General features: G+C 58.1%; 12 protein-coding genes. 6 read left to right on the top strand and 6 right to left on the bottom strand.

Annotated elements, in window-relative coordinates:
- Nucleotides 1-18: 18 nt before the first annotated feature.
- On the bottom strand, nt 19-1,257 hold the full coding sequence (pepT, locus tag ABU178_RS08250) for a peptidase T (RefSeq protein WP_397213711.1): 1,239 nt from the start codon (nt 1,255-1,257) through the stop codon (nt 19-21).
- 293 nt (nt 1,258-1,550) lie between these two features.
- Between pepT and potA the strand changes: the two genes are divergently transcribed.
- Genes potA through potD form a run of 4 tightly spaced genes read left to right on the top strand, consistent with a single transcriptional unit; the run spans nt 1,551 to nt 5,334 of the window.
- Nucleotides 1,551-2,666 (top strand): spermidine/putrescine ABC transporter ATP-binding protein PotA, encoded by a 1,116-nt coding sequence (gene potA / locus ABU178_RS08245; RefSeq protein WP_397213710.1) that lies wholly within the window; start codon nt 1,551-1,553, stop codon nt 2,664-2,666.
- The gene (gene potB, locus ABU178_RS08240; RefSeq protein WP_397213708.1) at nt 2,650-3,510 is read left to right on the top strand and encodes a spermidine/putrescine ABC transporter permease PotB; all 861 of its coding nucleotides are present in this window, start codon (nt 2,650-2,652) and stop codon (nt 3,508-3,510) included. Before potA ends, potB begins: the two co-directional genes overlap by 17 nt.
- Nucleotides 3,507-4,280 carry a spermidine/putrescine ABC transporter permease PotC gene (gene potC, locus ABU178_RS08235; protein WP_397213707.1) on the top strand — a complete coding sequence of 258 codons (774 nt, stop codon included), beginning with the start codon at nt 3,507-3,509 and terminating at the stop codon, nt 4,278-4,280. Before potB ends, potC begins: the two co-directional genes overlap by 4 nt.
- A 10-nt stretch (nt 4,281-4,290) precedes the next feature.
- Nucleotides 4,291-5,334, top strand: a complete 1,044-nt coding sequence (gene potD / locus ABU178_RS08230; RefSeq protein ID WP_397213705.1) for a spermidine/putrescine ABC transporter substrate-binding protein PotD — start codon at nt 4,291-4,293, stop codon at nt 5,332-5,334.
- A 261-nt stretch (nt 5,335-5,595) separates the two neighbouring features.
- Here the strand turns inward: potD and cobB are convergent, their stop codons facing one another.
- The 4 genes from cobB to lolC form a co-directional block, all read right to left on the bottom strand.
- Entirely contained in the window at nt 5,596-6,429 is an 834-nt protein-coding gene (cobB, locus tag ABU178_RS08225) for a Sir2 family NAD+-dependent deacetylase (protein ID WP_397213703.1), read from the bottom strand.
- A 69-nt stretch (nt 6,430-6,498) separates the two neighbouring features.
- Nucleotides 6,499-7,743: a lipoprotein-releasing ABC transporter permease subunit LolE gene (gene lolE / locus ABU178_RS08220; protein ID WP_397213701.1), complete on the bottom strand. Its 1,245-nt coding sequence runs from the start codon at nt 7,741-7,743 to the stop codon at nt 6,499-6,501.
- Nucleotides 7,743-8,447, bottom strand: a complete 705-nt coding sequence (gene lolD, locus ABU178_RS08215; protein ID WP_397213699.1) for a lipoprotein-releasing ABC transporter ATP-binding protein LolD — start codon at nt 8,445-8,447, stop codon at nt 7,743-7,745. Before lolD ends, lolE begins: the two co-directional genes overlap by 1 nt.
- Nucleotides 8,440-9,639 carry a lipoprotein-releasing ABC transporter permease subunit LolC gene (lolC, locus tag ABU178_RS08210; RefSeq protein ID WP_397213697.1) on the bottom strand — a complete coding sequence of 400 codons (1,200 nt, stop codon included), beginning with the start codon at nt 9,637-9,639 and terminating at the stop codon, nt 8,440-8,442. The genes lolD and lolC overlap by 8 nt, the downstream gene beginning before the upstream one ends.
- Before the next feature lie 251 nt (nt 9,640-9,890).
- On the opposite strand from lolC, the gene ABU178_RS08205 reads away from it, so the two are divergent.
- Together ABU178_RS08205 and mfd are read left to right on the top strand one after the other, a co-directional pair.
- Nucleotides 9,891-10,100 (top strand): hypothetical protein, encoded by a 210-nt coding sequence (locus ABU178_RS08205; protein WP_397213695.1) that lies wholly within the window; start codon nt 9,891-9,893, stop codon nt 10,098-10,100.
- Nucleotides 10,101-10,214: 114 nt separating this feature from the next.
- On the top strand, nt 10,215-13,658 hold the full coding sequence (gene mfd, locus ABU178_RS08200; RefSeq protein ID WP_397213693.1) for a transcription-repair coupling factor: 3,444 nt from the start codon (nt 10,215-10,217) through the stop codon (nt 13,656-13,658).
- Nucleotides 13,659-13,758: 100 nt separating this feature from the next.
- On the opposite strand, the gene ABU178_RS08195 is transcribed toward mfd, so the two are convergent.
- Complete coding sequence (locus ABU178_RS08195; protein ID WP_397213691.1) at nt 13,759-14,301, bottom strand: glycine zipper 2TM domain-containing protein; 543 nt, start codon at nt 14,299-14,301, stop codon at nt 13,759-13,761.
- Nucleotides 14,302-14,358 lie beyond the last annotated feature (57 nt).

The following is a 14,358-nucleotide window of genomic DNA, read 5'->3' as shown; positions in this document are numbered from 1 at the left end:
GGGGCAAGCGTTAATCTTTTATTCTGTAGTGTTTTTTTTCTGCCCCGCCAGCTCGGCGATACGCACAATCACCTGCACCGCTTTCTCCATGATATTCAGCGAAGCAAACTCATGTTTGCCGTGGTAGTTGTAGCCGCCGGTAAAGATATTCGGACAGGGCAGCCCGAGATAAGAGAGCGCCGCGCCGTCGGTTCCGCCGCGAATCGGCTTCACTTCCGGCTCGATGCCACAATCACGAATCGCCTGTAACGCCAGCTCGATAATCTGCGGATGCGGCTCGACTTTCTCCCGCATGTTAAAATAGCTGTCAGTGATGGTAAGTTCGATGCCGCACTCCGCCTGCTGCCCCCGATTCAGCCGTTTGGCGATATCCTGCAGCAGCTGTTTGCGGGCGGCGAAGCTATCACGGTCAAAATCACGGATAATATATTGCAGCTCAGCCTGCTCGACCGTGCCTTTCATCTGATGCAGATGGTAAAAACCTTCGTAGCCCGAGGTCAGCTGCGGCTTCTCCTGCGCCGGCACTTCGGCATGGAAACGCATCGCCAGCTCCAGCGCATTCACCATCACCCCTTTGGCCGAGCCAGGATGCACGTTGTTGCCGGTGACTTTTACCGTGGCGGAGGCGGCATTGAAGTTCTCGAATTCAAACTCGCCCAGCCCGCTGCCATCAATGGTATAAGCCCAGTCGGCGGCAAACCCTTCCACGTCAAAATGGCTGGCGCCGCGACCAATCTCTTCATCCGGGGTAAAGGCGACACGAATGGCACCGTGCGGGACGTCGCTTTTCGCCAGCCGCGCCATCGCCGTCATGATCTCCGCCACGCCCGCTTTATCATCGGCACCGAGGAGAGTCGTGCCGTCGGTGGTGATCAAAGTGTGCCCGATCAGCTGATGCAGCACCGGGAACATGACCGGCGACAACACTTCGTCACCGCTGCCCAGCGCAATATCGCCGCCGCGATAATTTTCCACAATCTGCGGCTTCACCTGTTTCGCGGTGAAATCGGGCGAGGTATCCATATGGGAGATAAAGCCGATCACCGGCGTCGGCCAGTCGACGTTGGCTGGCAGCGTGCCCGTCACGCAGCAGTGGTCGCTCAGGTTGACATCGACGAAGCCCAGCGCCAGCAACTCCTCCTGCAGCTGACGCGCCAGCGTCCATTGCCCTTCGCTGCTTGGCACCTGACGCGCCTGGGGTTTAGATTGCGTTTCTACCGCCACATAACTCAAAAAACGCTCAAGTAGCTGATCCATAGTTCATCCCTCAAAAGACTCGTCGAATATTGTCGCTCGTCGCCTGTGCCGCGAAATTGCGTCAGGTCATATTCACTCAGGTTAGCCTTCTCTGCCCCTGTTCAGGAAGCAGCATTGATAAAAAGAGTGAGATGTTTGACGCGAGTGCGCAAAATTGCACCCTTTTCATAGTGAAACTGAGGCAAAACATGGCATTGCCCGGTTTTTCAGGTATCATCCCGCCCTTCATCATAGCGGGTCGCGCTTTGCGGCTATGCTGTAACCTGATTCTGGTCTCACACTGAGTGACTAAAATGACGCAAACACGCGCGCAGCAGGCGCTGGTTACGCTTTCTGGCATCAGTAAAGCTTTCGACGGCAAGTCAATCATCACCGATTTCAATCTGACAATCGGTCACGGCGAGTTTATTACCCTGCTCGGCCCCTCCGGCTGCGGAAAAACCACCATTTTGCGTCTTATCGCCGGGCTGGAAGAGGCGGACAGCGGGCAGATAGTGCTGGACGGCGTGGATATCAGCGCTACCCCCGCCGAACACCGCCATGTGAATACCGTGTTCCAGAGCTACGCCTTGTTTCCGCATATGTCAGTGTTTGACAACGTCGCTTTTGGCCTGCGCATGCAGAAAACGCCGACAGCGGAAATCACCACGCGCGTTAACGAGGCGCTGGCGATGGTGCAGCTCGCTCCCTTCGCCGATCGCCGTCCCCATCAGCTCTCCGGCGGCCAGCAGCAGCGCGTCGCCATTGCGCGTGCGGTGGTGAATCGCCCTGAGGTGCTGCTGCTGGATGAATCGCTCTCCGCCCTCGACTATAAGCTGCGCAAGCAAATGCAGAACGAGCTGAAGGCGCTACAGCGCAAGCTGGGCATCACCTTTGTGTTCGTCACGCACGATCAGGAAGAGGCGCTTACCATGTCGGATCGCATCGTGGTGCTGCGCGACGGCAAGATTGAGCAGGATGGCACTCCGCGCGAGATCTACGAAGAGCCTGCCAACCTGTTCGTGGCGCGCTTTATCGGCGAGATTAACGTGTTTGACGCCGAGGTGATGGCGTTGCTGGACGGCCAGCGGGTGCGCGCCAGGGTTGAAGGGCGCGAATGCGACATTTTTTGCCCTTTCCCGGTCACGCCCGGCGATAAGCTGCATGTGCTGCTGCGCCCGGAAGATCTGCGCGTCGAGGAGATCCACGATGACAGCAATCTCGAAGCACTGATTGGCTACGTTCGTGAGCGCAACTACAAAGGCATGACGCTGGAATCCACCCTGGAGTTGGAAAACGGTAAGCTGGTCACCGTCAGCGAATTCTTTAACGAAGACGATCCCGATTTTGACCATTCGCTGAACCAGAAAATGGCGGTGAACTGGGTAGAAAGCTGGGAGGTTGTGCTGCCTTATGAAGCTGATGCGTAATCGTTTCCAGAAAATCGTTACCGCGCTGATTGTGGGCTGGCTGACGCTGTTTGTATTCCTGCCGAACCTGATGATTTTCGTCACCAGTTTTTTGATGCGCGACGATGCCCGCTTCGTCAGTATGGTGTTCACTTTCAGCAACTACACGCGGCTGCTGGACCCGCTCTACGCCGAGGTGCTGCTTCACTCGCTGAATATGGCGATTATCGCCACGCTTTGCTGTCTTCTGCTGGGCTACCCCTTCGCCTGGTGCCTGACAAAGCTGCCGGCGCGCCTGCGCCCGCTGATGCTGTTCCTGCTTATCGTGCCGTTCTGGACCAACTCTCTGATCCGCATCTACGGACTGAAGATCTTTCTCAGTACGCGCGGCTGGCTGAATGAGTTTCTGCTCTGGCTCGGGGTGATCGAGAAGCCGTTCCGTATTATGTATACCCCGGAAGCGGTGATCCTCGGTCTGATCTATATCCTGCTACCGTTTATGGTGATGCCGCTCTACTCCAGCCTGGAAAAGCTGGATAAACCGCTCCTCGAAGCAGCGCGCGATCTGGGTGCCAGCAAGACGCAGACCTTTTTCCGCATTATTCTGCCGCTCACCATGCCCGGCATCGTCGCCGGTTCGCTGCTGGTGTTGATTCCGGCGATGGGCCTGTTCTACGTCGCCGATCTGATGGGCGGCGCAAAAAACCTGCTGATAGGCAACATCATTAAAAGCCAGTTCCTGAATATTCGTGACTGGCCGTTTGGCGCCGCGACCAGCATCGTCATGACGCTGCTGATGGGGCTGATGCTGCTGTTTTACTGGCGCGTCGCGCGCCTGCTGAATAAAAAGGTGGAGCTGGAATGATGGCGCGCTGGTTACGCGGCGGCTTTATGGCCGTGATTTACGCCTGGTTTTATATTCCTGTCATCATCCTGATCGTTAACTCGTTTAACGCATCGCGTTTTGGCATTAACTGGCAGGGCTTCAGCACGCAGTGGTACGCGCTGCTGGTGAATAACGACAGCCTGATCCAGGCGGCGCAGCATTCACTGATTATGGGCGTACTCTCCGCCAGCTGCGCCACGCTGATCGGCTCGCTTACGGCGGTGGCGCTCTACCGTTATCGCTTTCGCGGAAAGCCTTTCGTCAGCGGCATGCTGTTTGTGGTGATGATGTCGCCCGACATCGTGATGGCGATTTCGCTACTGGTGCTGTTTATGCTGCTGGGTATCTCGCTGGGCTTCTGGTCGCTGCTTTTCTCCCATATCACCTTTTGTCTGCCGTTTGTGGTCATCACCGTTTATTCGCGGCTGAAGGGGTTTGATGTGCGCATGCTGGAGGCGGCGAAAGATCTCGGCGCCAGCGAAACCACCATTCTGCGCAAGGTTATCCTGCCACTGGCGATGCCAGCGGTCGCGGCGGGCTGGCTGCTGAGCTTTACCCTGTCGATGGACGATGTGGTGGTCTCCTCGTTTGTTACCGGACCGACCTTTGAGATCCTGCCGCTGAAGATCTACTCCATGGTCAAAGTGGGCGTGTCACCGGAAGTGAATGCGCTCGCGACGATTTTAATGGTGCTGTCGCTGCTGCTGGTGGTAGGCAGCCAGTTATTGCTTCGTGATAAAACCCAATAGAGGATTACCGATGAAAAAATGGTCTCACTGGCTGGCGGCTGGGGCGCTGACGTTGAGCATGCAGGGCGCGCAGGCTGACGACGGCAAAACGCTCTACTTCTACAACTGGACCGAATATGTGCCGCCGGGACTGCTGGAGCAGTTCACCAAAGAGACCGGCATCAAGGTGATCTACTCCACCTATGAGTCCAACGAGAGCATGTATGCCAAGCTGAAAACCTGGAAAGATGGCGCTTACGATCTGGTGGTGCCTTCAACCTATTTCATCGCCAAAATGCGCAACGAAGGCATGTTGCAGAAGATCGATAAATCACAGCTCAGCAATTTCAAAAATCTCGATCCCAACCTGCTGGATAAGCCGTTTGATCCCAAAAATGACTATTCGATCCCCTATATCTGGGGTGCGACGGCGATTGGCGTGAACACCGACGCCATCGATGCGAAAAGCGTTACCAGCTGGGCGGATTTCTGGAAGCCGGAGTATAAGCAGAGCCTGCTGCTCACCGACGACGCGCGCGAAGTGTTCCAGGTGGCGCTGCGTAAACTGGGTTATTCCGGCAACACGCGCGACCCGAAAGAGATCAACGCCGCTTACGAAGAGCTCAGAAAGCTGATGCCGAACGTGCTGGCGTTCAACTCCGACAATCCCGGCAATCCCTTTATGGAAGGCGAAGTGAATCTGGGGATGATCTGGAACGGCTCCGCTTACGTGGCGCGCCAGGCGGGTACGCCGCTGCAGGTGGTCTGGCCGAAAGAAGGCGGCATCTTCTGGATGGATAATCTGGCGATTCCGGCCAATGCGAAGAACAAAGCGGGGGCGCTGAAGCTTATTAACTTCCTGCTGCGCCCGGATGTGGCGGCGAAAGTGGCGGAAACCATCGGCTATCCTACGCCGAACCTGGCGGCGAAAAAGCTGCTGCCGGAAGCGGTCGCCAACGATCCTTCACTTTATCCCTCAGCGGAAGTGATCAAAAACGGCGAATGGCAGAACGATGTCGGCGATGCCAGCGTGCAGTATGAGACGCTGTTTCAGAAGCTGAAAGCGGGACACTGAGGCCAGGCTGAGTAGCGCAAAGAGTGGGACAGGCACAGCAGACCGCACAAAAGCTAAAGCACGGTAAACCGCGCACAGAAGCCTGAAGCGCGGGTAACACCGGCAGAAGAGTAAAGCGTCCCGCGCCAGGGATGGCGCGGGCCGAGCGGTCAGGGATGACGTCTTTTGCGTCTTTACGATCTGCCGGTGTTACCCGCGCAGGCACCTTAGCAACAGCCACAGGGTGGAATTCATTGCTTTTTTCTTTTCTTTCAAAGCCGATTATTTATGCAGCTTCTGCAACCAGCTGTGAACGTATTCAGGCACCACTTCACTGGCCAGCCCGTAATGACTCTCGGCAAACTCATTGCCGACCTGGCTCGGCTCCAGGTTAAGCTCCACGGTATGCGCGCCTTGCAGCTTCGCCTCATGGACAAATCCGGCTGCGGGATAAACATGCCCGGAAGTACCGATAGCGATAAAAAGATTAGCCTTTTCCAGCGCCGTATAGATGCGATCCATACCGATGGGCATTTCACCAAACCAGACTACATGCGGACGCAGCGCCGAGGGAAACTGACAGCAGGTGCAGCGCTCTTCCAGCGTAAGATCCCCTTTCCAGTCGATCACCTGCCCGCTGGTGGCGCAGCGTGCCTTCAGCAGTTCGCCATGCATATGCAGCACCCGCGTGCTGCCGGCGCGCTCGTGCAGATCGTCGATGTTTTGCGTTACCAGCAGAAAGCGATCGCCCAGCATGGACTCCAGCTCCGCCAGCGCGCGATGCGCCGCGTTCGGCTGAATCTCTGGCTGCTGTAGCTGACGGCGACGGGTATTATAAAATGCCTGCACCAGCGTCGGATCGCGGCGAAAGCCCTCCGGCGTCGCCACATCCTCAACCCGATGCTCTTCCCACAGCCCGTCAGCGGCGCGAAAGGTGCGAATGCCGGACTCGGCGGAGATGCCTGCCCCGGTCAACACCACCACATGCGGCAGCGGATGCGCCGCCAGCTCTACCATACGGTCTCGCTCGAAAATACGCTGGCGAAAGCGCTGATGCACTTTACGCCGATTTTTTTTATCACGGGCGAGTCGTAAACGGCGACGCGGTGTGCGCATAAAAGCTCCTTAATTTCGCTGCTGTTGCCTGCCCGATAATAACCGCCGGAGATGACAATTGTCTGTTATTTACTGTCCGCTGAGCACCCGCGCCGGATCGATGCGGCTGGCGCGACGTGCCGGATACCAGCTCGCCACCAGGCTCAGCACGATGGCGGTCGCCAGCACCGAGACCACATCCAGCCAGTGCAGCTCCGACGGCAGAAAATCGATAAAATAGATATCCCCCGCCAGCAGCTGATGTCCGCTGAGTTTCTCAATGCCGCTCACCAACGCCGTCAGGTTCAACGCGGCCAGTACACCCACCACCACGCCGCTGACGCTGCCCAGCAGGCCCGCCAGCAATCCGTACCAGATAAAAATGGCGCGGATCAGGCCATCTTTCGCTCCCAGCGTGCGCAGCACCGCAATGTCGCTACTCTTGTCTTTGACCGCCATCACCAGCGTGGAAACGATGTTAAAACAGGCCACGCCGATCACCAGCACCATCGCCAGATACATAATGGCGCGGATCATCTGAATATCGCGGTACATATAACCGTAAGTGCCGATCCAGCTGCGGATATAGACATAAGAGTGCGTTGCCTCACCGGCGTCACGTACCAGCTTCACTGCCTGAAACGGGTCCTGCATTTTCACCGCGATACCGGTGACGCTGTCACCCATATCGAGATAATTTTGCGCATCCGCCAGCGGCACCAGCGCCAGGCTGTGATCGAGCATACCACTAAGCTGCAAAATACCGCTCACCTGCAGGCGGATTCGCTTCGGCTGCAGCAGCTTATTCTCCCCGTCATTGTTGGGGATCATGATGGTCAGCCAGTCGCCGGTTTTAACCTTCAGCGAGCTGGCGACGCCGCCGCCTAAAATAATTTGCTGTTTACCAGCGGCAAACTGTGACCAGGCATTGTCCCGGACGAATTGCGGCAGCGCGCTGAGCCGCGGCTCCTGCGCGGGATCCACGCCTTTTACCTGAATCGCCTGCAGCTTCGCCCCGCTCTCAATCAGCCCGGTGAAATTCACGTAGGGCGCGGCGGCGGCAATGCCTTTCACCTGCTCAACCGGCGCGATAAGCTGCCGCCAGTTGCGGAACGGCTGATTAACCGGCTCGATTTCGCCGTGCGGCACTACCGCCAGAATGCGGCTGTTGAGTTCCCGTTCAAAGCCGTTCATGGCGCTCAGGCCGACAATCAGCACCGCCACGCCAAGGGCGATGCCCACCGTAGAAATCACTGAAATCAGCGAGACCATGCCGCCGCGACGGCGGCCGCGACTGAAGCGCAGTCCTAACAGCAAGGATAACGATGAAGCCATTAACGCGCTCCTGCCATAGTCACTTCAGGATTAAGCTGGCCGTCGCGCATCTCCATCTGATGACTCAGCCGTTTCGCCAGGTGCAGATCGTGCGTAACCACCAGAAACGCGGTGCCCTGAGTGACGTTCAGCTCGCCGAGCAGATCGAAAATGGCGTCGGCGTTGCGCGCATCGAGGTTGCCGGTCGGCTCATCGGCCATCACCAGACGCGGTCGGTTCACCAGCGCGCGGGCGATGGCGACACGCTGACGCTCCCCGCCGGACAGCTCTGAAGGCCGGTGCGCCGCTCGCTTCTCCAGCCCTACCGCCGCCAGCATCTCCAGCGCGCGCGACTGCGCTTCACTCTTATTCAGCTTGCCGATCAGCAGCGGCATCGCCACGTTTTCCAGCGCGCTGAAGTCGGGCAGCAGATGGTGGAACTGATAAATAAAGCCCAGCTCGCGGTTGCGCAGCTCCGCTTTCGCCGAGGAGGACATGGCGTTCAGCGACTGGCCGTTGAAAATCACGTCGCCGGAGGTGGGCGCATCCAACCCGCCCAGCAGGTGCAACAGGGTACTTTTGCCCGAGCCGGAGCTGCCAACGATCGCCATCATTTCGCCCGGCTGCACAGAAAAGGTGACGTTATGCAGCACATCCGTCTGCACGCTGCCTTCCTGATAGCGTTTGCACAGGTTGTGACACTGTAACAAGGGGGTGTTACTCATAACGTAAAGCCTCAGCGGGTTGTACGGCGGCGGCGCGCCAGGAAGGATAAAGGGTTGAAAGCAGCGCCACCACCATTGCTGTGACGGCAATGGTGGCCACCTGCCACGGATTGATGGCGACCGGCAGCGCCGCGCCATCGAGGAAAAGGCCCAGCACCGGCATCAGGTGATTCAGCTGGCTGGCTAGCAGCACGCCGAGCAGCGTGCCGAGCAGCGCGCCGATAATCCCGGCGCTGGCACCCTGCACCATAAACACCATCACAATCTGCCGACGCGTCAGCCCCTGAGTTTGCAGAATCGCCACTTCGCCCTGCTTCTCCATAATCAGCAGGCCGAGCGAGGTAATGATATTGAAGGCGGCCACGGCGACAATCAGGCTCAACAGCAGCCCCATCATGTTTTTCTCCATGCGCACCGCCTGAAAGAGATCGCCTTTACGTTCGCGCCAGTCTTTCCAGACCAGGCCGGACGGCAGGGTCTGCTGGCTCAGGCTCGCCACCTCCAGCGGCTTATCCAGCCACAGACGCCAGCCGGTAATCTGACCGGGCTGATAGCGCATCACGCGCGACGCATCCTGCTGATTGACCAGAATCTGATAGCCGTCGACTTCGCTGTTAGCGGCATAAGTACCGGCCACGATAAACAGACGCTGGCTGGGCACGCGGCCCATCGGGGTAAACTGACTCACGGAAGGCACCATCAGGCGCAGGCGATCGCCGCGTTTAACACCAAGCTGGGTCGCCAGCTGTTCGCCGAGGATGACGTTATACTGGCCCGCCTGCAGCACGCTCTGCGAGGTGTTAACCAGATAAGGGGTCAGGGGATCTTTTTCATCCGGATTGATGCCGAGCATCACCCCGACCGAGACGTTGTGGGCGCTTTGCAGCACCACATCGGCGGTGGTCAGCGGCGCAACGCGGCTGACGCCGTTCAGATGCAGGCTTTGCGCCGGCAGCTGTTGGGGATCAATGGCGCCCTTCTCGCTAACGATCAGCGCCTGCGGCATCAGCCCCAGAATATTGCCTTCCAGCTCGCGTTCGAAGCCGTTCATGACGGAAAGCACCGTCACCAGCGCCAGCACGCCGAGCGTGATCCCGATGGTCGATAGCCAGGAGACAAAGCGACCGAAACGGTCTGATTCACGTCCGCGCATGTAGCGCAAACCGATAAACAGCGCGACAGGTTGATACATGTAATCCGTCCTGGACAGTGGCCTGAAATTAAGTAGAAGGATGATAATGGAGCGGCCTGCTTTATGAAACCTCTAACCCTCTGAGTGTGCGGCAAAGTTGCGTCAAAACCCTTCAGCGCGGCGTGACTGCATAAAAATGCGACAAAATGATGACGCAGATCGTACGTTTATTCGCCAGCCTGTGAGGTAAACTACACTCACCTTATCCGTAAGGGATTCTTTATCGCGCAGCAGGCGCTGGAGTGCGTACCATGTTCAAATTTCCCAAAGGCAGCATTGTGAAACACAAATCGGGAGAGATTAAAGGTGAAATCGTTAACGTCTTTGAACAGGGCGATGTTCCGACGGGCTATTACGTGAAGTGGGACGATGGTAACCACAGCTACCATCTGGAAAACGAGCTTTGCTGGGCTAATGTTGACCGTCCGCGCATGCATTACACCCGACAATCGACAAAATAGGCTATTTTTGACGTTCAGGCCGCGCGGCGGAAAATTCCGCTGCGGCAGGTGATCCACAGGGCGTAATATGGAATCATTACGCCCTGGAAAAAATGGAGAGAACGTCAAATTCCCATGTCCGAACAGATCCGCTATTCCCTGCCCACCAAAGCTGGCGACCTGCGCCATTTGGGTCAGCTCATCGGCGCCGCGCATGCGGTAGAGTGTGCCGACATTATTGAACGGCATCCTGGCCCGGTGCTGCTGGTGACGCCAGATATGCAAACCGCCCTGCGATTGCAGGATGAGATCCGCCAGTTTACCGATTATCCGATCGCTAACCTCGCCGACTGGGAAACCCTTCCCTACGACAGCTTTTCTCCGCATCAGGATATTATCTCCGCGCGTCTCTCTACCCTTTATCAGCTGCCCACGCTGGAACGCGGCATTTTGATTCTGCCGGTAAATACCCTGATGCAGCGCGTCTGTCCGCACAGCTTCCTGCATGGTCATGCGCTGGTGATGAAGCAGGGACAGAAACTGTCGCGCGATCGTCTGCGTGAGCAGCTGGAGCAGGCGGGCTACCGTCATGTGGATCAGGTGATGGAGCACGGGGAATACGCCACGCGCGGCGCGCTGCTCGATCTTTTTCCGATGGGCAGCGACCAGCCCTACCGTATCGACTTTTTCGACGACGAAATCGACAGCCTGCGCCTGTTCGACGTGGATAGTCAGCGCACGCTGGAGGCGGTTGAGGCAATTAACCTGCTGCCTGCCCATGAGTTTCCCAGCGATAAAGCAGCGATTGAGCTGTTCCGCAGCCGCTGGCGCGAAACCTTCGACGTGCGTCGCGAAGCGGAGCATATCTATCAGCAGGTGAGCAAAGGCACCTTACCGGCGGGCATCGAATACTGGCAGCCGCTGTTTTTCGAACAACCGCTGCCGACGCTCTTCAGCTATCTGCCGAAAAACGCGCTGATCCTGAACTGCGGCGACCTGGAAGGCAGCGCCAACCGTTTCTGGCAGGATGTTAACGCGCGCTATGAGAATCGCCGTGTCGATCCGATGCGCCCGCTGCTGGAGCCGGAAACGCTCTGGCTGCGTCCTGATGGTCTGTTCGCCGAGCTGAAAGCCTGGCCGCGTATGCGCATGAGCAACGAGCTGCTGCCGGAAAAAGCGGCCAATACCAATCTGGGCTATGAGCCACTGCCGGAACTCACGGTACAGGCGCAGGCGAAAGCGCCGCTCGATAACCTGCGTCAGTTCCTGGAGCAGTTTACCGGGCCGGTGATCTTCTCGGTGGAGAGCGAAGGCCGCCGCGAAAGTTTGCAGGAGCTGCTGGCGCGCATCAAGCTGCGGCCGCAGTCGATTCATCGTCTCGATGATGCCGAAAGCAGCGGTCACTATTTAATGCTTGGATCCAGCGAGCGCGGATTTATCGACGCGCCGCGACAGCGCGCGCTGATCTGCGAAGGCGATCTGCTGGGCGAGCGCGTCAGCCGCCGCCGACAGGATACGCGCCGCACCATCAACCCCGACATTTTGATTCGCAACTTGGCGGAGCTGCATCCTGGCCAGCCGGTGGTGCACCTTGAGCACGGCGTGGGGCGCTATATTGGCCTCACCACGCTGGAGGCGGGCGGCATCCAGGCGGAATATCTGATGCTCGCCTACGCGGGCGACGCCAAACTCTATGTGCCGGTCTCTTCGCTGCACTTGATCAGCCGCTACGCCGGCGGCGCCGACGAAAACGCGCCGCTGCACAAGCTGGGCAGCGATGCCTGGTCGCGCGCGCGGCAAAAAGCGGCGGAGAAAGTGCGTGACGTGGCCGCCGAACTGCTGGATATCTATGCGCAGCGCGCCGCCAAAGCGGGCTACGCCTTTAAGCACAATCGCGATCAGTATCAGCTGTTCTGCGAAGGCTTTCCGTTCGAAACCACGCCGGATCAGGAGCACGCCATCAACGCGGTACTGAGCGATATGTGTCAGCCGCTGGCGATGGATCGTCTGGTGTGTGGCGATGTGGGCTTCGGGAAAACCGAAGTGGCGATGCGCGCCGCGTTCCTTGCGGTGGAAAACAACAAGCAGGTGGCGGTGCTGGTGCCCACCACGCTGCTGGCGCAACAGCATTTCGACAACTTCCGCGATCGCTTCGCCAACTGGCCGGTGCGCATTGAGATGCTCTCCCGTTTCCGCAGCGCCAAAGAGCAGGCTCAGATTCTGGAGCAGGCGAGCGAAGGCAAAATCGATATTCTGATCGGCACCCACAAACTGTTGATGAGCGATCTGAAGTGGCGCGACCTGGGACTGCTGATCGTAGATGAAGAGCACCGTTTCGGCGTGCGTCACAAAGAACGTATCAAGGCGATGCGCGCCGATGTCGATATTCTGACCCTTACCGCAACGCCAATTCCGCGTACGCTGAACATGGCGATGAGCGGTATGCGCGATCTCTCGATCATCGCCACGCCGCCAGCGCGTCGTATGGCGGTGAAAACCTTTGTGCGTGAGTATGACAAGCTGGTGGTGCGCGAGGCGATCCTGCGTGAGATCCTGCGCGGCGGCCAGGTTTACTACCTCTACAACGACGTGGAGAATATCGAAAAGGCCTCTCAGCGTCTGGCGGAGCTGGTGCCGGAAGCGCGTATCGCCATTGGTCACGGCCAGATGCGCGAGCGCGATCTGGAGCGGGTGATGAACGATTTTCACCATCAACGCTTTAACGTACTGGTCTGCACCACCATTATCGAAACCGGTATTGATATTCCCACTGCCAATACCATCATTATCGAGCGTGCGGATCACTTCGGCCTGGCGCAGCTGCACCAGCTGCGTGGTCGCGTGGGCCGTTCCCATCATCAGGCCTACGCCTGGCTGCTGACGCCACCGCCGAAAGCGATGACCACCGACGCGCAGAAGCGTCTGGAGGCGATCGCCTCGCTGGAAGATTTGGGCGCCGGTTTCGCCCTCGCTACCCACGATCTGGAGATTCGCGGCGCTGGCGAACTGTTGGGCGAAGATCAGAGCGGTCAGATGGAGACCATCGGCTTTACCCTCTATATGGAGCTGTTGGAAAACGCCGTTGACGCGCTGAAAGAGGGACGCGAACCCTCGCTGGAGGATCTCACCAGCAACCAGACCGATATCGAGCTGCGCATGCCCGCCCTGCTGCCGGAAGCTTTTATTCCCGATGTGAACACACGCCTTTCGCTCTACAAGCGTATCGCCAGCGCCGACAGCGAAGCGGAGCTGGAGGAGCTGAAGGTGGAGATGATTGATCGCTTCGGCATGTTGCCCGATCCCGCGCGCAACCTGCTCGATGTTGCCGCGCTGCGGCTGATTGCCCGTGCGCTCGGCGTGCGGCGTATTGAGGCCAGCGACAAAGGCGGCTTCTTCGAATTTGCCGAGAAGAACCGGGTCGATCCCGCCTGGCTGATCGGCCTGTTGCAGAAAGAACCGCAGCAGTGGAAGCTGGACGGCCCGACGCGTCTGAAATTCTCGCGCGAGCTGGCCGAACGCAAACTGCGCATGAGCTGGGTAAGGGAATTTATGCAGCAGCTTCAGGCTAACGCTGCCTGACAGAGAGGTTTTTCCCGCAACAAAAAAGGCGCATCAATCGATGCGCCTTGTCTTTGCTACTTTGCTGTGTTGCCGCATTTGCGGCGTAATCTTTGCCCAATCAAGCCTGATTAGAAGCCAGGATTAGCTGACCATTACGGTCCAGCGGGATGCGGGCGCCAGGGTCGTTTTCCATACGGATTTTGCCCTGCTGATTGCCTATTTTATAGGTCACGTCATAACCCAGCATCTTTTCCTGTTTATCGTAAACCGTTTTGCATCGCTGCTCAGTGGTGGTGTAGGTGTCGCGCTGCTGTAAACCGCCCTGCACCTGATTACCGGCATAGCCGCCTGCCAGCGCACCCGCGACGGTCGCGACGTCACGACCGCGTCCACCGCCAAACTGATGGCCGAGCACGCCGCCAGCGACCGCGCCCAGCACTGAACCGGTAATGCGGTTCTCATCCTGTACTGCGCGACGATGCGTCAGCGTGACATTGCGGCACTCCTGTCGCGGTGATTTTACCGTCTCTTTGATCGGCGTCGCAGCCAACACCTGAGCATACTGTGGACCGCCATCAAACACATCCATGCTGGCGACGGCGGCAACACCCAGAGCAGCTGCCACGCCGATACCGATACCCGCTAACATTGATTTATTCACAGGAATATCCTCCTGATTGTTGTTACCGCGCATTCCTGCCGCTGCAAATTCCTGTGC

This window comes from Pantoea osteomyelitidis, assembly GCF_044342975.1.
Classification (GTDB): domain Bacteria; phylum Pseudomonadota; class Gammaproteobacteria; order Enterobacterales; family Enterobacteriaceae; genus Pantoea; species Pantoea osteomyelitidis.
Note: the sequence above shows the minus strand (reverse complement) of the source record. Positions and strands in the feature narration are given on the sequence as shown.